The sequence below is a fragment of the Actinomadura terrae genome, assembly GCF_022751215.1.
GTDB classification, from domain to species: domain Bacteria; phylum Actinomycetota; class Actinomycetes; order Streptosporangiales; family Streptosporangiaceae; genus Spirillospora; species Spirillospora terrae.
Genome location: NZ_JAICDG010000002.1, coordinates 1309998 through 1326916 on the forward strand (window position 1 = coordinate 1309998; position 16919 = coordinate 1326916).

Annotated in this window: 17 protein-coding genes; 11 read left to right on the forward strand and 6 right to left on the reverse strand. The window is 71.1% G+C overall.

The window, feature by feature from the left end; translation table 11 throughout:
• Nucleotides 1-11: 11 nt before the first annotated feature.
• The gene (locus tag K2F47_RS15960; RefSeq protein ID WP_242903833.1) at nucleotides 12-1328 is read right to left on the reverse strand and encodes a DivIVA domain-containing protein; all 1317 of its coding nucleotides are present in this window, start codon (nucleotides 1326-1328) and stop codon (nucleotides 12-14) included.
• Between the two features lie 317 nt (nucleotides 1329-1645).
• Nucleotides 1646-2068, reverse strand: coding sequence for a methylmalonyl-CoA epimerase (gene mce / locus K2F47_RS15965; RefSeq protein ID WP_242903835.1), 423 nt, complete (start codon nucleotides 2066-2068; stop codon nucleotides 1646-1648).
• A gap of 125 nt (nucleotides 2069-2193) precedes the next feature.
• On the opposite strand from mce, the gene K2F47_RS15970 reads away from it, so the two are divergent.
• On the forward strand, nucleotides 2194-3384 hold the full coding sequence (locus K2F47_RS15970; RefSeq protein WP_242903837.1) for an acetyl-CoA C-acetyltransferase: 1191 nt from the start codon (nucleotides 2194-2196) through the stop codon (nucleotides 3382-3384).
• A gap of 10 nt (nucleotides 3385-3394) precedes the next feature.
• On the opposite strand, the gene K2F47_RS15975 is transcribed toward K2F47_RS15970, so the two are convergent.
• On the reverse strand, nucleotides 3395-4090 hold the full coding sequence (locus K2F47_RS15975) for a DUF4230 domain-containing protein (protein WP_242903839.1): 696 nt from the start codon (nucleotides 4088-4090) through the stop codon (nucleotides 3395-3397).
• Between the two features lie 125 nt (nucleotides 4091-4215).
• Between K2F47_RS15975 and K2F47_RS15980 the strand changes: the two genes are divergently transcribed.
• Entirely contained in the window at nucleotides 4216-4518 is a 303-nt protein-coding gene (locus tag K2F47_RS15980) for a DUF3817 domain-containing protein (protein WP_242903840.1), read from the forward strand.
• 3 nt (nucleotides 4519-4521) lie between these two features.
• Here K2F47_RS15980 and K2F47_RS15985 read toward each other — a convergent pair whose 3' ends face one another.
• Nucleotides 4522-5862 carry a hypothetical protein gene (locus K2F47_RS15985; protein WP_242903842.1) on the reverse strand — a complete coding sequence of 447 codons (1341 nt, stop codon included), beginning with the start codon at nucleotides 5860-5862 and terminating at the stop codon, nucleotides 4522-4524.
• Nucleotides 5855-6706, reverse strand: a complete 852-nt coding sequence (locus K2F47_RS15990; RefSeq protein ID WP_242905982.1) for an ATP-binding cassette domain-containing protein — start codon at nucleotides 6704-6706, stop codon at nucleotides 5855-5857. The genes K2F47_RS15985 and K2F47_RS15990 overlap by 8 nt, the downstream gene beginning before the upstream one ends.
• A gap of 436 nt (nucleotides 6707-7142) precedes the next feature.
• Between K2F47_RS15990 and K2F47_RS15995 the strand changes: the two genes are divergently transcribed.
• From K2F47_RS15995 to K2F47_RS16005, 3 genes are all read left to right on the forward strand, one after another.
• Complete coding sequence (locus tag K2F47_RS15995) at nucleotides 7143-8102, forward strand: tetratricopeptide repeat protein (RefSeq protein ID WP_242903844.1); 960 nt, start codon at nucleotides 7143-7145, stop codon at nucleotides 8100-8102.
• A gap of 55 nt (nucleotides 8103-8157) precedes the next feature.
• Nucleotides 8158-8802, forward strand: coding sequence for a cytidylate kinase-like family protein (locus K2F47_RS16000; RefSeq protein WP_242903846.1), 645 nt, complete (start codon nucleotides 8158-8160; stop codon nucleotides 8800-8802).
• Nucleotides 8803-8902: 100 nt separating this feature from the next.
• Nucleotides 8903-10306 carry an NAD-dependent malic enzyme gene (locus K2F47_RS16005; RefSeq protein WP_242903848.1) on the forward strand — a complete coding sequence of 468 codons (1404 nt, stop codon included), beginning with the start codon at nucleotides 8903-8905 and terminating at the stop codon, nucleotides 10304-10306.
• Nucleotides 10307-10579: 273 nt separating this feature from the next.
• On the opposite strand, the gene K2F47_RS16010 is transcribed toward K2F47_RS16005, so the two are convergent.
• Nucleotides 10580-11218, reverse strand: coding sequence for a hypothetical protein (locus K2F47_RS16010; protein ID WP_242903850.1), 639 nt, complete (start codon nucleotides 11216-11218; stop codon nucleotides 10580-10582).
• Nucleotides 11219-11410: 192 nt separating this feature from the next.
• Between K2F47_RS16010 and K2F47_RS16015 the strand changes: the two genes are divergently transcribed.
• From K2F47_RS16015 to K2F47_RS16040, 6 genes are all read left to right on the forward strand, one after another.
• On the forward strand, nucleotides 11411-11986 hold the full coding sequence (locus K2F47_RS16015; RefSeq protein ID WP_242903852.1) for a YqgE/AlgH family protein: 576 nt from the start codon (nucleotides 11411-11413) through the stop codon (nucleotides 11984-11986).
• Nucleotides 11987-11996: 10 nt separating this feature from the next.
• Nucleotides 11997-12257 carry a DUF3039 domain-containing protein gene (locus K2F47_RS16020; protein WP_214617220.1) on the forward strand — a complete coding sequence of 87 codons (261 nt, stop codon included), beginning with the start codon at nucleotides 11997-11999 and terminating at the stop codon, nucleotides 12255-12257.
• Between the two features lie 334 nt (nucleotides 12258-12591).
• Nucleotides 12592-13482, forward strand: a complete 891-nt coding sequence (locus K2F47_RS16025) for a zinc metalloprotease (RefSeq protein WP_242903853.1) — start codon at nucleotides 12592-12594, stop codon at nucleotides 13480-13482.
• 26 nt (nucleotides 13483-13508) lie between these two features.
• The gene (locus K2F47_RS16030; protein ID WP_242905984.1) at nucleotides 13509-15251 is read left to right on the forward strand and encodes a DEAD/DEAH box helicase; all 1743 of its coding nucleotides are present in this window, start codon (nucleotides 13509-13511) and stop codon (nucleotides 15249-15251) included.
• 723 nt (nucleotides 15252-15974) lie between these two features.
• A complete protein-coding gene (locus K2F47_RS16035) occupies nucleotides 15975-16295 on the forward strand; it encodes an Imm21 family immunity protein (RefSeq protein WP_242903854.1) in 321 nt (106 codons plus the stop codon).
• A gap of 167 nt (nucleotides 16296-16462) precedes the next feature.
• Nucleotides 16463-16915 carry an SUKH-3 domain-containing protein gene (locus K2F47_RS16040; protein ID WP_242903855.1) on the forward strand — a complete coding sequence of 151 codons (453 nt, stop codon included), beginning with the start codon at nucleotides 16463-16465 and terminating at the stop codon, nucleotides 16913-16915.
• Nucleotides 16916-16919: the final 4 nt, after the last annotated feature.

The window sequence follows — 16919 nt, forward strand, 5'->3', positions numbered from 1 at the left end:
CACCCCGGTCGTCACTCCTGCCACCAGTCCTCGTCGTCCTCGTCGGACTTCTTGCTCTGCGCCTGCTTGGCGGGCCCGGCCTTGGCGGCGGCGGGCTGCTTGGCCTGCACCGGGGCGGGCTTGGGCTCGGCGGCCGGAATCGCCGCCTTCTCCGGGGGCGCCGCCAGCTCGGGGTCGCCGCCCATCGCGGGCGCCACCCCGCCGATGAGCTGGCGGAGCTGGTTGAGGTGGCTGGTGATGCTGTCGCGCTGCCGGGTCAGCTCGTCGACCTGGCGCTGCGCGGCGGTGCGGACGCGGTCGGCCTCGGCCTTGGTCTCGGCGAGCAGCTGCTCGGCCTGCGACTTGGCCTCGGCGATGACGTTGTCGGAGTTCTTGCGGGCGTTGGCCATGAGCTGCTTGGCGTGCGAGTCGGCCTCGCGCCGGGTCTGCTCGGCCTGCTGGGTCGCCTTGGCGGCCCGCTGCTCGGCGGACGCGGCGCGCTGCTCGGCCTCGGCGACGAGCTTCTGCGTGGCGGCCTGGGCGTTGGAGTGGCGCTCGGCGTCCTGCCGGTCGGCCTCCTCGCGGCGCGCGGCGAGCTGGATCTCGAACTCGGCCTCGGCCTGCGCGCGCTGGGCCTCGCTCTCCTCCAGGATGCGCTGGGCCTGGGCCCGCATCTCGTCGGCCTGCCGCTTGGCGGTCGTGAGGATCTCGTCGCGCTCGCGCTTGGTGGAGGCGCGCAGCTGCGCGACCTCGCGCTCGGTCGTGGTGCGCAGCTTGGCGATCTCGCGCTCGGCGCCGGCGCGCTTCTCGGCGACCTCGTGGTCGGCGGTGGCGCGCAGCTTGGCGACCTCGCGCTCGGTCGTGGAGGTCAGCTCGTCGGCCTCGCGGCGGGCGGAGGTGCGCACCTCCTCGGCCTCGCGCTCGGCGGCGCCGCGCATGTCGTCGCCCTCGCGCTGGGCGTTGGCGCGCAGCTCGGCGGCGTCGTTCTCGGCGGTGGCGCGCTGCTCGGCGGCGTCGACCTTGGCCGCCGCCTTGATCTCGTTGGCCTCCGAACGGGCGGCCTGGACGAGCTCGGTGGCCTGCTCCTCGGCGAGCCGCAGCAGCTGCTCGATGCGGGCGCCGAGGCCGGAGTAGGTGGGACGCTCCTGTTCCTGGAGCTGGCGATGCGCGTCCGACAGCTCCCGTTGCAGGGCCTGGGTCTGCTCGCGGGTCTGCCGGACCTCGTTGTCGAGCTGCTTGATGTGCTCGTCGACCTGGTGCCGGTCGTAGCCGCGAAGCACCACGTCGAACTCGCGCGGGGGCGTGTCTTCAAAGAAGTTGCTGAGCTGGGCGTCGATGTCGGACTGCATGTGGCTCAATCCTGATGTGACGGGGCTACGGGTAGTTCCGGGGACCGGTTGAACGCCTGGCATGACGGGCGCTGTGCCCCAGACCTCTTCCGGCGAATGAAGCGTACTCCGGACACTGCCGTGTTGGGGGCTCATCTTGACGCGCTGCGTGTTTTGTCGCTTTTGTAGCGTTGCCCTTTCCTGGCCCGGCGCCCCAGGTACAGGCCCCCAAAATGCACCAGATGTGGCTGAACGGTCACAGAGTGACGGTCCGTACCGGCGTGCTCGCAGGGGTGATATCGAACACGTCACGATCCACGGGCGTCCGCGCGGGCGCGTCAGGGCTTCTGGACGAGCTCGGTCAGCACGCCGTGGCAGTCCTTGGGGTGCAAAAAGTTGATCAAGGAACCCATCGAGCCCTTCCGCGGCGTGTCGTAGAGCACGCGGACCCCCTCGTCCCCGATCTGGTCGGCCTCCTCCTGGACGGTCCGGTCGGTGCCGAACGCGATGTGGTGGACGCCCTCGCCGTTCTTCGCCAGCCACTTCGCGACGGGCGAGTCGTCCCGGATCGGCTGGATGAGCTGGAGGTAGCTGGCGGCGCCGTCGCCGGTCTCGTTGATCTTGAGCATCGCCTCCCGGACGCCCTGCTCCTCGTTGACCTCCACGTGCACGTCGTCGAAGCCGTAGGTCCGCCGGTAGAACTCGACGGTGGCGTCGAGGTCGTGGCAGGCGATCCCGATGTGGTCGATGCGGGTCAGCATTGGCGGTGCTCCCTCATGACAGGGTCCCCCGAACGACCGCGGGGACAGGGCGACAGGGAGGGCGTTCCCTCCTGCTGGGTATGGTGGCAAACGTCGCCGCAGCGCACCATTCGGGAGGCCCCCTCATGACCGCCACGTCCGTGATCGTCGCCGGCGCGCGCACCCCCGTCGGCCGCCTGCTCGGCTCGCTGAAGGACTTCACCGCCGCCGACCTCGGCGCGCACGCGATCAAGGCCGCGCTGGAGCGCGCCGGGGTGTCCGGCGACCAGGTGCAGTACGTGATCCTCGGCCAGGTGCTCCAGGCGGGCGCCGGGCAGATCCCGTCCCGCCAGGCGGCGGTCAAGGCGGGCATTCCGATGACGGTCCCGTCGATCACGATCAACAAGGTCTGCCTGTCCGGGCTGGACGCGATCGCGCTCGCCGACCAGCTGATCAGGGCGGGCGAGTTCGACATCGTCGTCGCGGGCGGCATGGAGTCGATGACGCAGGCGCCGCACCTGCTGCCGAAGTCGCGCGGCGGCTACAAGTACGGCTCGGTCGAGATGCTCGACCACATGGCCCACGACGCGCTCACCGACGCCTACGACGGCATCGCCATGGGCGAGTCGACCGAGCGGCACAACGGCAGGCTCGGCATCACCCGCGAGGAGCAGGACGAGTTCGCCGCGCGCTCCCACCAGCGGGCCGCCGCCGCCATCAAGAACGGCGTGTTCGACGAGGAGATCGCCCCGATCGAGGTCCCGCAGCGGCGCGGCGAGCCGGTGCTGTTCGCGACCGACGAGGGCGTGCGCGGCGACACCACCGCCGAGTCGCTGGCGCGGCTGCGTCCCGCGTTCAGCAAGGACGGGACGATCACGGCGGGCTCGTCCTCGCAGATCTCCGACGGCGCCGCCGCCGTCGTGGTGATGTCCAGGGCCAAGGCGGAGGAGCTCGGGCTGAGCTGGCTCGCCGAGATCGGCGCGCACGGCAACGTCGCGGGCCCCGACAACTCGCTCCAGTCGCAGCCGTCCAACGCGATCAGGCACGCGCTCGGCAAGGAGGGGCTCAGCGTCGACGACCTGGACCTCATCGAGATCAACGAGGCGTTCGCCGCGGTCGGCGTCCAGTCGATGCGCGACCTCGGCGTCGGGCCCGAGAAGGTCAACGTCAACGGCGGCGCGATCGCGCTCGGCCACCCGGTCGGCATGTCCGGCGCCCGGATCGCCCTGCACCTGGCCTACGAGCTGAGGCGGCGCGGCGGCGGCATCGGCGCGGCGGGCCTGTGCGGGGGCGGCGGCCAGGGCGACGCGCTCGTGCTCCGCGTCCCCGCTCCGTAGGCGCGCGGGGTCATTGGGCGGCGGTCTGCTGGACCGTCACCGTCTTGAAGCCGAGGGCGCGCAGCATGCTCTCCAGCATGAGCCGGGTGTTGGCGTCCGCGCGGCGGCGCAGGGTGCTCTCGGTCGCCGCCGCCTGGATCTTCTGGCTCGCCAGGACGTAGAGCTGCCGCTGGTCGTTCGGGTTGCCGCTGAAGAAGTCGCCGAAGCGGTTGAACAGGCCGCGTTCGGTGGCGAAGACGTAGCTGCGCTTGGGGTCGAGGTTCGTCGGCTCCAGCCGCGCCGGGGGCAGGCTGATGGTGGCGGACGTCCGGTCCTCGTTTACCTTGACCGCGCCCGAGGCCAGCGTGGAGAAGTCCACGTAGGCGTCGACGGAGCCGTTGCCGACGAACAGCGTCCGCTTGCCGCGCAGCGCGCCGGGCAGGAACTTGGCGTCCTTCTCCAGGTCCACGACGACCTGGAAGTCGCCGCTGGCCGCCTCGTAGCGGTGCAGGTCGCGGATCGACTGGAGCAGGGCGGGGCCGCTGCGGTCCTTGGTCTCCTCGGCGAACGGGTTCAGCCAGTGGGGCAGCATCCGGAGCGTCTGCTGCGCCACCAGGACGACCGCGATGGTCGCCACGACCAGGAGCAGGGGTGTGCGGGCGGCGCGCCAGGGCACCGTCCTCGCGGGCTTGCGGGGGGAGTCGTTGCGCGATTCCGAACCGGCCATGTGCGGGGCATTCCCGGACGCACGCGTCATCCACCCCCAACCGAATTTCGGGCCCACCGATTCTGTGTGAGGAGTGCCATACGCTCCGTCCGAAACCGGAACCGGTGTCCGAGCGTTGACGGGCCGTGGACATCGTTCGTGCCTTCCGTATCGTCTCCATCGCCGAGGCGGTCTCGTTCCTCGTGCTGCTGCTGATCGCGATGCCGCTGAAGTACATGGCGGATGCTCCGGTGGGGGTGCAGGTCATGGGCCCGCTGCACGGGGTGCTGTTCCTCGCCTACGTGGGCATGGTGTTCTTCGTCCGCGAGAACCTCCGCTGGAGCGTCGGACGCACCGTCCTCGCCCTGGGGGCCGGGGTGCTGCCCGTGGCGCCGTTCCTCGTGGAGCACTTCTGGGCCAGGCCCAGTGAGGCGCCCGCGCGGGCGTGAGGCCTACCGGGCGCTGAGGTCCATTCGCTGCCCGGCCCGGGGCGTGACCGCCGGTGTGGCGAACTTCGGGAACAGCCTGGGCGGGACGTCCCACCCGTCGAAGTCCTGCGGGCCCAGTGCGCATGCGCGGTAGAACGCGAAGTGCAGGCGCAGCCAGGTACGGCGGCGCCGCTCGTCCCAGGACGTGAAGCGGTGCGCCGCGCGCATGTCCGGGATCGCGGGCGGCTCCTCACCGATCAGCCACGCGTCGACGAGCCTCCGGTAGCCCTCGGAGACGGGACGCCGCGGCGCCGCGCACGCGTTAGCGTCCAACAGCCCGTCCCTGATCTGCCGGACGGCGCGCGCCTCGAACCCGGGCCCGAGGTTCTCGTCGAGGTGGACGGCGGCGACGCCGCCCGCCACGGTGACCGGCGCCCACGACGGACGCTGCTCCACGCGCGTGAACGCCCCGGGCGTCCCGTCCAGCCGGGAGGCGAGCGGGGTCGCGGCGGCCGTCAGCGCGGGCAGCGCGCCGCGCAGCGCCGGGTGCACGCAGATGGTCAGCGGCCATGTGCGGCACACCGGTTTCGCCGGCGCGGGCGACGTCGCTCCGCCGCCGTTGCCGTGCAGGCGCAGCGTCGCGGTGACGATCGCGGCCATCACCAGCACGAGCGGCAGGACGAGCAGCGCCCGCCGCGTCGCGCACACGACGTAGGCCAGGACGAGCGCGCCCGTCACACCGATCGTCCAGACGGCCTGGTCGGCGAGCACCGCCGGGCGCAGCGCCGTGAACAGGGGGATGTGCGGGAACGCCGCCGGGGGCAGCAGGCTCAGCCAGGACACGCCGGGCGCGCGCAGGGCGGCCCACAGGGACGTGGCCGCGAGCACGACCGTCGCGGTGGTCCGGTGCGGGGCGACCCGTCCGGACAGGTACCCGGCGACGATGTGCAGCACGAGCGCCCCCGCGCCCACGGCCAGGCCCAGCGGATGCGGCTGGCCCGCCTCCTGCCGCAGCAGCGCCACGACGACCACCGCCGCCGTCACCACGAGGTAGGAGACGAGCGCGGCGGCCGACAGCAGCAGCAGGTCGAACAGCACGCCGGTGGCCGGGGAGCGCGCGGTCAGCTCCCGGAGGTAGTCGAGCGGGCGCTCGCGCACCGCCGTCCACGCGGCGAGCCCGGCCGCGACCGGGCCGAGCAGCCGCACGGCGTTGAGCAGCGTGACGAGCGACTCGTCCCAGTAGGCGACGGACGCGACGAACGACGGCACCGACGCGGCGATCCCGACCAGGGTGAGCAGCGGCACCGCGACCAGCAGCGCCGCGCGGCGGGCGTCGAGCCGGAGCACGCGCCCCAGCTCAGACACCGGCGCCGCTCCCGGCGGGCGCGCGCGGCGCCCGGAACCTCGTCAGCTGCGCCGGCACGGGCCGGGGCCGGCGCCGCCGCGCGGCCTCCTCCACCGCCGCCGGCGCCGGCGCGTCCCGCGCCTGCGGGACCGGGCGGACGGCCGGCTGGGCGGCTGGGCGGGAGGCCGGCCGGGCGGCCGGGCGGGCGGGCGTGCGGGCGGCCGTGCGGGTGGAGAGCGCGGTGAGCCTGCCCCGGCTGAGCCCGAGCAGGAGGTCGCACCAGCCGGTGAGCGTCGCGGCGGCGTCGGCGGTGACGACGACGGTGGGCGCGAGCGAGCGCAGCACCGGGATCAGCTCCGCCACGGCGGCCGCCCCGTTCCCCGGCTCGGCGCCGGGCGCGCGCAGTTCGGCGAACGGATCGTCCAGCAGGACGATGCCGGGCGAGTGGACGCACGCCGCCGCCACGCCCGCGCGCAGCCGGACGTCCGGCGGCAGCAGGCACAGCTCCGTGCCCGCCGCCTCGGCGAGGTCGAGCCGGCCGATCACGTCGCGCGCGGCCGAGGCGCCGACGCGCTGGTAGTAGGCGGCGTAGGAGACGAACTCTCCCGCCGTCATGTGCTGCTTGCGCGACAGCCCGCCGGGCAGGTAGCCGATCCGGGCCCGCGCGGCGCGCAGGCCGGCGGCGTGCGCGGTGTCGTGCCCGAGAATGTGCAGCGCGCCGGTGTGCGGCCGGCGCAAGGTCGCGAACGTGGCCAGCAGAGTGGATTTGCCGACACCGGGTGGACCGGCAACGCCGACCACGCCTTCGGGCACGCCGAAGGACACCGGGCGCAGGAGCCACCGCCCCCCGCGGCGGACACCCATTCCTCGGGCCACGATCGCGGAATGCTCCGCGATCACTTGTTTCCCCCCGTTGATCGTCGTGCGGTCGCGGCGGACGGACCTGGCGCACCGGCGCTCCCCTCGCCGCGCGGTGCCCGCCGCGGCGGACGGGACGCTGGTGACCGTCCCGGGCGCCGGGGCCCCGTTTGCCGTGCCGCGATGCATCGACGTCGTGACTATAACCGGGCTTGGTGATGGCTGTCAGCAATCTTTTTGCCTTTACGGCAGAGCGCCTGAATTCTTTGCCTTGCCCGGCGGACGGAAGAATTCGTAAATGCCCGGACAATGGCCACGACGGCGGATGGATCAGGCGAGCCGGGCGTCGATCAAGGGCCCCGGGCGCCCCGGAGGGCACGGCGCGCTCCGCTGGGAGCGGACGGACGTACAGGCGGGGGCGGTCATGGGGCAGGATGGTCCCATGCCTTCTCGGGACTTTTCGTTGCACGGGGCCATCGACCTGGGGGCCCGCCAGGCCGCCACCAGGAAGCAGCAGGAACGCCAGGCGCAGGGCGGCGGCGCGGCCGCGGGCGCCGCGGGGGGCGCGGCCGGCCAGTACGTCGTGGACGTCACCGACGAGACCTTCAACACCGAGGTCGTGGAGCGGTCGCAGTCCGTCCCCGTCCTCGTGGACTTCTGGGCGGAGTGGTGCGGGCCGTGCAAGCAGCTCGGCCCGATCCTGGAAAAGCTCGCCACCGAGGCCGCGGGCCGGTGGGTGCTGGCCAAGGTCGACATCGACGCCAACCCGCAGCTCGGCGCGTACATGCAGCAGATGGGCGTGCGGGGCATCCCGTTCGTCGCCGCCGTCGTCGGCGGGCAGCTGCTGCCGTTCCTGAACGGCGCGGCCCCCGAGGCGCAGGTGCGCGAGGCCATCGACCAGCTCTTCGAGGCGCTGCGCAAGGAGGGAATCCTCCCGGACGCGCCGGAGGGCGAGCAGGCCGCCCCGGGCGCCGCGCAGGACGCCCCGGCCGACTCGCCCTACGCGGCGGCCGAGGACGCGCTCACCCGCGGCGACCTGGACGCGGCCAAGGCCGAGTTCCAGCGGATCCTCGCCGCCAACCCGCGCGACGTCCAGGCCAAGCAGGGCCTCGGGCTGGCGGAGCTGAGCCTGCGGGTCCGCTCGCTCGACCCCGAGCGCGCCGTCCAGGAGGCGGGGGAGAAGCCGGGCGACGTCCAGGCCCAGATCAACGCCTCGGACGTGGAGATCATGTCCGGCCGGGTCGAGGACGCCTTCACGCGGCTGCTCAACGCCGTCCGGGGCAGCGCGGGCGACGACCGCGACGCGGCGCGCAAGCACCTGCTGTCGCTGTTCGACCTGCTGCCCTCCGACGACCCGCGGGTCGCCAAGGCGCGCCGCTCGCTCCAGGCGGCCCTGTTCTGACCTCCGGGTTCGGGGTGCTCGGGGTGCTCGGGGGCGGAACGGGCATGGGACGTACGTGAACGCACGAGTAGTGACGATCTCGGCCACCTTCGGCGCGGGCGGCGCCACCGTCGGCCCGATGGTGGCCGACGCCCTCGGCCTGCCCTTCCTCGACCGCGCGATCCCCGAGATCGTCGCGGGCGAGATCGGGTGCACGCTGGAGGAGGCGCTCGCCCACGACGGGCGCGCCGAACGCGGCATCGGGCGCATCCTCGCCGGGGCGGCGCGGCTGCCCACCGTGGCGATGGGCGCGATGGAGGTCTACCTCCCCGACCGGACGATCGTCCCGGCCGAGGAGTTCGTCGAGCACACCGAGCGGATCATCACCCGGGCCGCCGACTCCGGCGGCGTGCTGCTCGGCCGCGCGGCGGCGGTGGTGCTCGCGGACCGTCCGGACGCGCTGCACGTCCGGCTGGACGGGCCCCGGGAGCGCCGGGTGCTGCTCGCCGCGTCCGAGATGCCGGGTGGCGGGAGCGGGGCACCGGAGCGCGATGTGGAGCGTATGCTCGATGACAACGACCGCGCCCGCACGGCCTACGTGAAGCACTTCTACGGGGCCGACCCCGCCGACCCGCGGCTCTACCACCTCGTGATCGACACGACGAGGCTGCCCGTTCCCGCCGCGGCCGCCCTGATCGTCGACGCCGCACGGGCGTGCTGAGCCGCGCGAGAGGCCGGGCCGCGGCCCCCGGAACGCCGTCCCCTCGTGGGACGATACGGCCGGGACAGGGACGTACCCGGTAGCAAGGGAGCAGGTTGTCGTGGCGAGCGTGCCGAGCGTGTCGTACTCCATCACCGTCCGGCTGGAGGTTCCGGCCGGTGGACGGGCCGTCAGCCAGATCACCCACGTGGTCGAGAACGCGGGCGGCATCGTGACGGCCCTCGACGTCAACACCGCGGGCCACGAGACGCTGCGCATCGACGTCACGATCGCCACCCGCGACACCCAGCACGCCGAGGCGATCGCGTCGGCGCTGGAGCAGATGGCCGACATCAAGATCCACAAGGTCAGCGACCGCACGTTCCTGATGCACCTCGGCGGCAAGATCGAGATGCAGTCCAAGGTGCCGCTGCGCACCCGCGACGAGCTGTCGATGGCCTACACCCCCGGCGTCGCTCGGGTATCGCTGGCGATCGCCCGCAACCCCGAGGACGTCCGGCGCCTGACGATCAAGCGCAACAGCGTCGCGGTGGTGACCGACGGGTCGGCGGTGCTCGGCCTCGGCAACATCGGCCCGGAGGCGGCGCTGCCGGTGATGGAGGGCAAGGCGGCGCTGTTCAAGCGGTTCGCCGGGATCGACGCGTGGCCGATCTGCCTCGACACCCAGGACACCGACGAGATCGTCCGCACCGTCCAGATCCTCGCGCCCGCGTTCGGCGGCATCAACCTGGAGGACATCTCCGCCCCGCGCTGCTTCGAGGTCGAGGCCCGGCTGCGCGAACTGCTCGACATCCCCGTCTTCCACGACGACCAGCACGGCACCGCGATCTGCGTCCTGGCCGCGCTGACCAACGCGCTGCGCGTCGTCGGCAAGGACATCGCGGACGTGCGGATCACGATGGCGGGCGCGGGCGCGGCGGGCAGCGCGATCCTGAAGCTGCTGATCCACGCGGGCGCGCGCAACCTCGTCGTCTGCGACTACCGGGGCGCGGTCCACCAGGGCCGCGACGACCTCGACGACTCGCTCCGCTGGATCGCCGAGCACACCAACGAGGCCGGCTACGCGGGCGACCTACGCGGCGCGGTGAAGGACGCCGACGTGTTCGTGGGCGTCTCCGCGCCCGGCATCCTCACCGGCGACGACATCGCGACGATGAACGACGACGCGATCGTGTTCGCGCTCGCCAACCCCGAGCCCGAGGTCTCCCCGGACGAGGCGCGCGAGCACGCCGCCGTCGTCGCCACCGGCCGCAGCGACTACCCGAACCAGATCAACAACGTGCTGGCCTTCCCCGGCGTCTTCCGCGGCCTGCTGGACGCCCAGGCCGACGGCGTCACCCAGGCCATGCTCGCCGCCGCGGCCCAGGCGCTCGCCGAGGTCGTCACGCCGGGCGAGCTGGGCCCGAACTACATCGTGCCGAGCGTCTTCCACCCGGACGTCGCGGGCCGCGTCGCCGGCGCCGTCCGCGAAGCCGCCGGCGGCCGCCCCCGCACCGAAGTCTGACCTGTAGTGATTTAAGTCCCGGCCCAAGGCACTCGCCTGGCGGCTGTGCTCATTGCAATCTCGGCCCAGCGTGCTCGCCCGCTGACCGATCTTGTGCGAGTGCGCAATCGCTTCGCGATCTTCGCGGTGGGGCCTCGCCTCCGGCTTCGGCCCCACCGCTCAGCTACGCGCCCGCGTGCCCGCTGAGGCCACGTCGGTGCCCCAGGCTCCGCGCCCGGCCCGACGGCGGCTGGCCGGTCGGTCAGCCGCTCGGTCGGTCAGCCGGTCGGCCCGTCAGTCGGTCTTCTTGGCGAAGATCCGCTCGCGGCGGCGGGGCCAGATCCCGCCGTACCAGAAGATGATCAGGCCGGTGAGCACGATCGCGCCGCCCGTCGCGGCGCGCGCCCACAGGACGCCGTTGTCGGGGCCGGTGTGCGGCAGCCGGCTCGGCGGGGTCTCGGGCGGCGCGCCGCCGCCGCCCGCCTTCTTGCAGTTGGCGCGGAGCGTCCGCGTCTCGACCGGCTTGTTCGCCCAGCTGACCTGGACGCGGGTGCGGCGGTCCTCGCGGAGCCGGATGGTGACGGTCTTGGTCGTCCGGGCGGCGATCTTCCCGGCCACCGGGCCGCTGTCGTCGTTGCGCTCGACGCCGTAGTCCTCGCGCTGGCTGCCGGTGTTGCGGATGGTGACCCGCACCTCGCGGGACGGGCAGGACACGCCCCCGATGGACGCCGTGAGCGGCTGCCCCGGCGGGGTGGACGGCACGTTCGAAGAGGAGGGCGCGGGCGAGGCGCCGTCGCCGGACGGGCTGGGAGACGGCGTCTCCGAGGTGGCCGCGCGGGAGTCCGACGACGTGGCCTTCCACACCGCGGGGACGGCGATCAGCGCCGCGATGACCAAGAACACGCCGGCGATGACGACCCTGGGCAACTGCATCGCGTTCCTCCCCGGCCCGCACGGGCCTCTCCAGCCCGGGGGGCCGAAGGACCGCACGGGTGGCCGATGATCCTAGATCATTCTGGGACGTAGGTCCTTGCCGTGCCGATATCCCCATCGATAGGAATGCGTAACAGGCTAACGAGTGCGGGGACGTGCCGCCGGGGGTCCGGGCAACGCATGATGGGGACCATGGAAGACGGCATCAGGGTGGGCCTCCTGCTGGTGGCTACCCCCCAACTCGAGGATCCCAACTTCAGGCGCAGTGTCGTCCTGGTGGTCGAGCACGACCTGGAGGGGGGCACACTGGGGGTTGTCCTCAACCGGCCGACGGAGGTTCCGGTCGACCGGGTCCTGCCTCCCTGGGCCGAACTCGTCACGGGTCCGTCCGTGGTGTTCCAGGGCGGCCCGGTGGCGCTCGACAACGCGCTCGCGCTGGCCCGCCTCCCCGGCGAGGACGAGCCGCTCGGCTGGCGGGCGCTCGACGGCGGCACGGAGGTGGCCAGGGTCGGGCTCGTCGACCTGGACGCGCCGCCCGCGCTGCTGGCGCCCGAACTGCTCCAGTTCCGGGTGTTCGCCGGCTACGCGGGCTGGTCGGCCGGCCAGCTCCGCTCGGAGATCGAGGACGGGGCGTGGTACCTGGTGCAGGCCGAGGCGGGGGACGTCTTCGCGGCCGACCCCGACCGGCTGTGGCAGGAGGTGCTGCGGCGCCAGGACGGCGACCTGGCCTTCGTCTCCACTTTTCCTGAGGACCCGACGCTGAACTAAGGTGATTTCCGTGAGTACGAAGATCCTTCCCGACAGTGACACCCAGAGCGATGTCAAGCCAGATCTCTCGCATGGTGACGGCGACCATGAGCGGTTCGCCCACTACGTGAAGAAGGCCAAGATCACCGAGAGTGCGGTGGCCGGCACGCCGGTGATCGCGCTGTGCGGCAAGGTCTGGGTGCCCAACCGGGACCCGAAGAAGTACCCGGTCTGCCCGGAGTGCAAGGAGATCTACGAGTCCATGCAGCCGGGCAAGCAGGGCGACGACTGAACGGGCACACTGAACGGGCACTGAGCACGACCGGTATGGACGGCCGCTGACGAGCGGCGACATGCCCGGTTGATCCCGCGGTCGGCGGGTGGCGAGCCGACCGCGGGATCATCGCGTTTCACCGAGGGATCGCCGGACGACCGTACGGGGGGAATGGATGCGGCGGTTTGCCGTGGCTTCGCTATGCGCACTGATGGTCACACTATGTACCACGTCAAGCGCGAAAAGTAACGACCTGCACCAGAACAAGGCTCCTTGCGCAACCTCCAACCACCCCGGTACGGCCAGACACACCGGGACGAGACGCGACGGGGACGACCTCGATCCCCGCCAGGTGGACGCCCTGCTCGCCGACCTCCGCCGGACCCTCCGGCAGAAGTTCGGCACCGACGACGAGGAACGGATCGACTCGACGCTCCGGACGAGCCGCGGCGTCGTCGTCCCCGTCCGCTTCCACTCGATCACCGACGGGCGGCAGGGGAGGGTGCCGCCGTCCACCGTCCGGCGGCAGATCTCCACCCTCAACGCCGCGTACGGGGGCGGGCGGGGCGGCGCCGACACGAGGGTCCGTTTCCGCCTGGCCGGATACGACGTCACCGACAGCGAATCGTGGTTCTGGCACCCGCAGCGTCACGAGAGCGAGATGAAACGGCGCCTGCGCAAGGGCGGCCCCGGCACGCTGAACATCTTCACCGCAGCCGTGGGGACGGAGATGCTCGGCTTCTCCACCTTCCCCCAGTGGTACCGGGGCGAGCCCCGCAAGGACGGCGTCGTCATCGACTACCGCAGCCTGCCGGGCGGCTCCAACCGCGGATTCGACCGCGGCTACACGGCCGTCCACGAGATCGGGCACTGGCTCGGCCTGCTGCACACGTTCGAGAACGGCTGCGAGCCGCCCGGCGACGGCGTGGCCGACACCCCGTACGAGGCGGAGCCCGCGACGGGCTGTCCGGGCGGCCGGGACTCGTGTCCGCAACGCGGCGGCGATCCCGTCCACAACTTCATGGACTACGCGCTGGACGCCTGTATGCGCGAGTTCACCCCGGGCCAGGGCCGCCGCATCCGCGCAGCGTGGGCGGCCTACCGGTCCCCGTCCCACCGCTCCATGTCTCGTGCGGGAGGACGACCTTCCACGCCCCCCGGAAATGCTCGTCGGCTGTGGATCTCGGCACAGAACCCGCCGGGACGGCGCGATCTGTCGGTGGGGCTCGGTAGCCTTCAATGACCGTGAGCACCTTCGCCGCATCGAGCATGCCCCCCGCATTCCCCGAGCGGGCCGCCTGGGGGACCGCGTCGTCCCTGCGCGCCTGGCAGCAGCAGGCGCTGGAGGCCTACTTCGGGGAGAGCGGCCAGGAGCCGGGCCCGCGCGACTTCCTCACCGTCGCGACGCCCGGCGCCGGGAAGACGACGTTCGCGCTGCGCCTCGCGCGCGAGCTGATGGAGCGCCGCGCGATCGGCGCGATCACGATCGTCTGCCCGACCGAGCACCTCAAGCGGCAGTGGGCCGAGTCCGCCGCCCGCGTCGGCATCAAGATCAATCCGGAGTACCAGAACGGCGACGGCCCCGTCGGCAAGGACTTCCACGGCGTCGCCGTCACCTACGCGACCGTCGCGGCGCGTCCTGCGCTGCACCGCAACCGCACCGAGTCGCGCAAGTCGCTGGTCATCTTCGACGAGGTGCACCACGCGGGCGACGGCCTGTCCTGGGGCGACGCCGTCCGCGAGGCGTTCGAACCCGCGACGCGCCGCCTCGCGCTCTCGGGCACGCCGTTCCGCACCGACATCAACCCGATCCCGTTCGTCCAGTACGAGGAGGGCCCCGACGGCATCCGCCGCAGCCGGGCCGACTACACCTACGGCTACGGCCCCGCCCTCGCCGACGGCGTCGTCCGCCCGGTGATCTTCCTGGCGTACGCGGGCGAGATGCGCTGGCGCACCCGCGCCGGCGACGAGATCACCGCGACCCTCGGCGAGCCGCTCACCCAGGACCAGACGTCCCAGGCCTGGCGCGCCGCGCTCGACCCGAAGGGCGACTGGATCAAGCAGGTGCTCGCCGCCGCCGACCGCCGCCTCACCGAACTGCGCCGCGCCATCCCCGACGCGGGCGGCCTGGTCATCGCCTCCGACCACGAGGCGGCCCGCGCCTACGCCAAGATGCTCCGCGCCGTCACCGGCCAGGGCGCGACGATCGTCCTCTCGGACGACCCGACCGCGTCCAAGAAGATCAAACAGTTCGGCGAGACCGACGACCGCTGGATGGTCGCGGTCCGCATGGTGTCCGAGGGCGTCGACATCCCGCGCCTCGCGGTCGGCGTGTACGCCACGTCCACCAGCACGCCCCTGTTCTTCGCCCAGGCCATCGGACGCTTCGTCCGCGCCCGCAAACGCGGCGAGACAGCCTCGGTCTTCCTGCCCTCGGTGCCCACCCTCATGGGCCACGCGTCCGAGATGGAGACCGAGCGCGACCACGTCCTCGACCGCCCCGTCCGCGAGGACGGCCTGGACGACGACCTGATCGCCGAGGCCAACCGCAAGCAGGACACCCCCGACGTCGGCGAGGAACTGGCCTTCGAGACCGTCGAGGCGTCCGCGACCTTCGACCGCGTCCTGTACGACGGCGGCGAGTTCGGCATGCACGCCCAACCCGGCTCCGCCGAGGAAGAGGAGTACCTGGGCATCCCCGGCCTCCTCGAACCCGAACAGGTGACCGCCCTCCTCCGCAAACGCCAGGCCGAGCAGATAGCGGGCGAACGCAGGAAGAAGACCGGCGACCCCCGCGCCGACCGCACCACCGCCGAAGACCTCGCCACCCTCCGCCGCGAACTGAACGGCCTCGTCGGCGCCTGGAACCACCGCACCGGCCAGCCCCACGGCGTGATCCACAGCGAACTACGCCGCTCCTGCGGCGGCCCCGCCATAGCCCAGGCCAGCGCCGAGGACATCCGCAAACGCATCACCAAAATCCGAGAATGGGCCACCAAACGCCGCCCCTGACACAGGACGGCCAACAATCCGGTCCGGCCATGCTGAACAAGTCGGTGGAAGGAACCGATACCAACGCCGATAGCTCCACCTACCCGGAAGCCGCGAGACGGCTATAGGGCTGGATGTAAACCAGGTGATGCCTCGTGACGTGGCGAGAAGCAGCGGCGTGATTATGCGAATCAAGTTCGTTCCAGGATCCCTGTTCAAAGTTCCAGTTCAGGGCCGTGATCACGCCTTTGCTTTGATGTTGTCCGAGTTTCCGTACATTGCGTTTTATGCAAAGGACACATCATTTGACGACGGGGGTGCTCCCGTTGATGATCCAATGTTCACGATTCTCGTGGAGAGATCGGCTTATGTGTCGGGGGGTTGGGGGAGGCCGATTCGGAAACTGGCTGAAGATTCCATTCCAGCAATACCTCGATTCTTTTGGCAGAGCCCCGTCAAGAAGTATGACTGTAAGATAATCGAACCAATCAGGCGGAGGGTTTCGGCAACTCCGAGTGAGTGTGCCGGCCTAGAGCCTGAGGCGATATGGGCTACCGAACATATTGTCTCAAGAATCGTCGATACCTACGAGGGGCGGCCCAATGCCTTCGTCGAGTCATTGCGAGTGAAGCTGTAAGAGCTCAGCAGTCCCAGCGGCCTTCACGAGAACACCTAGAAATAATGCCGGAAACGCTCTGCAATCACTACCGGCAGCCTTGATGCGGCCGAAGCCCAGGAGGCCCTATGTGGGTAGAAACGCAGGGAGGGCCACTGATCCTCGTTCCCGAGTCGGCACTTCTGCTTTGGGAAGGGTCTAGATACTCAGAGACGGATAAAATTGAGGAATGGGGCGACTATGGTCGCGCCTGCGGTGTTGACGGCCATGCTGGCGTGATCGGAGTCGGCGCCGCCGAGGCTCTCGTTCTGGCGGAAGAGCCCGCTGCGACCACCTACTTCGATCCACTTGGGATACTCGTTCGTCTGCTCGCAGGAGTCGACTTCGATATAAGCTCCTTGGAGAACTTTGATGTCTCAGGCGTCCTATGGGACCTGGTAACGGAGTGAGAAGTGGATGGGGCGGTAGTACTTTTCGATCCGGTTCTCCCGGGTTCTAAGGTTACTCGCCGTGATTCGTTGACGATTTCATTGCTCGAGGGGAGAGTTCTTGTGGAGGCGGCGCGTGAAGAAGTTGAGCCGGACGATGACACTGCCTTGCAGTTGCTTCGTCTGAAATGTCTCGGCTAGTGGAGGCGGCGGAGATTCTTCTGCGGGCGGGATGGACGCCTGGTCGGTGCGTTGATGTGTCGGGTTGGCGTGCCCGATTGGAAGAAGACGGGTTCGTCATGCATGAGGCGGCTGAGAAGTTTCTTGCCGAGTTCGGCGGCCTGACTTTCGAGTACGGCGGTCCTGGGATCTCGCGAGCGCGGGAACCCTTCGAACTTGATCCACTACTCGGGCTCGGCGAGGAGGATAGATTTCGCGAGTGGGGCGAGTTGATCGGAGCCTCGCTTTTCCCGATCGGCGAGCTGGATCAAGGGAGGTACTTCCTCGGTCTCGACGGCGCGGGAGAAATCTACCTCGTGGCTGATTGGCTGGCGCGATTCGGGGCCGGAATGAGTGGGGTGGAGAGCTTGATCTTGGGGGTCGCGCCGGAGGTGCTCTACGATAGATTTCAGCAACTTTGACGAC

Coding starts and splice junctions, on each gene's coding strand:
- K2F47_RS15970 (WP_242903837.1), top strand. CDS start 2,194: ATGACCGCCACGTCCGTGATCGTCGCCGGCGCGCGCACCCCCGTCGGC.
- K2F47_RS16040 (WP_242903855.1), top strand. CDS start 16,463: ATGTCTCGGCTAGTGGAGGCGGCGGAGATTCTTCTGCGGGCGGGATGG.
- K2F47_RS15990 (WP_242905982.1), bottom strand. CDS start 6,706: ATGGGTGTCCGCCGCGGGGGGCGGTGGCTCCTGCGCCCGGTGTCCTTC.
- K2F47_RS16030 (WP_242905984.1), top strand. CDS start 13,509: ATGCCCCCCGCATTCCCCGAGCGGGCCGCCTGGGGGACCGCGTCGTCC.
- K2F47_RS16015 (WP_242903852.1), top strand. CDS start 11,411: ATGGAAGACGGCATCAGGGTGGGCCTCCTGCTGGTGGCTACCCCCCAA.
- K2F47_RS16010 (WP_242903850.1), bottom strand. CDS start 11,218: ATGCAGTTGCCCAGGGTCGTCATCGCCGGCGTGTTCTTGGTCATCGCG.
- K2F47_RS15995 (WP_242903844.1), top strand. CDS start 7,143: ATGCCTTCTCGGGACTTTTCGTTGCACGGGGCCATCGACCTGGGGGCC.
- K2F47_RS16035 (WP_242903854.1), top strand. CDS start 15,975: ATGTGGGTAGAAACGCAGGGAGGGCCACTGATCCTCGTTCCCGAGTCG.
- mce (WP_242903835.1), bottom strand. CDS start 2,068: ATGCTGACCCGCATCGACCACATCGGGATCGCCTGCCACGACCTCGAC.
- K2F47_RS15960 (WP_242903833.1), bottom strand. CDS start 1,328: ATGCAGTCCGACATCGACGCCCAGCTCAGCAACTTCTTTGAAGACACG.
- K2F47_RS15975 (WP_242903839.1), bottom strand. CDS start 4,090: ATGGCCGGTTCGGAATCGCGCAACGACTCCCCCCGCAAGCCCGCGAGG.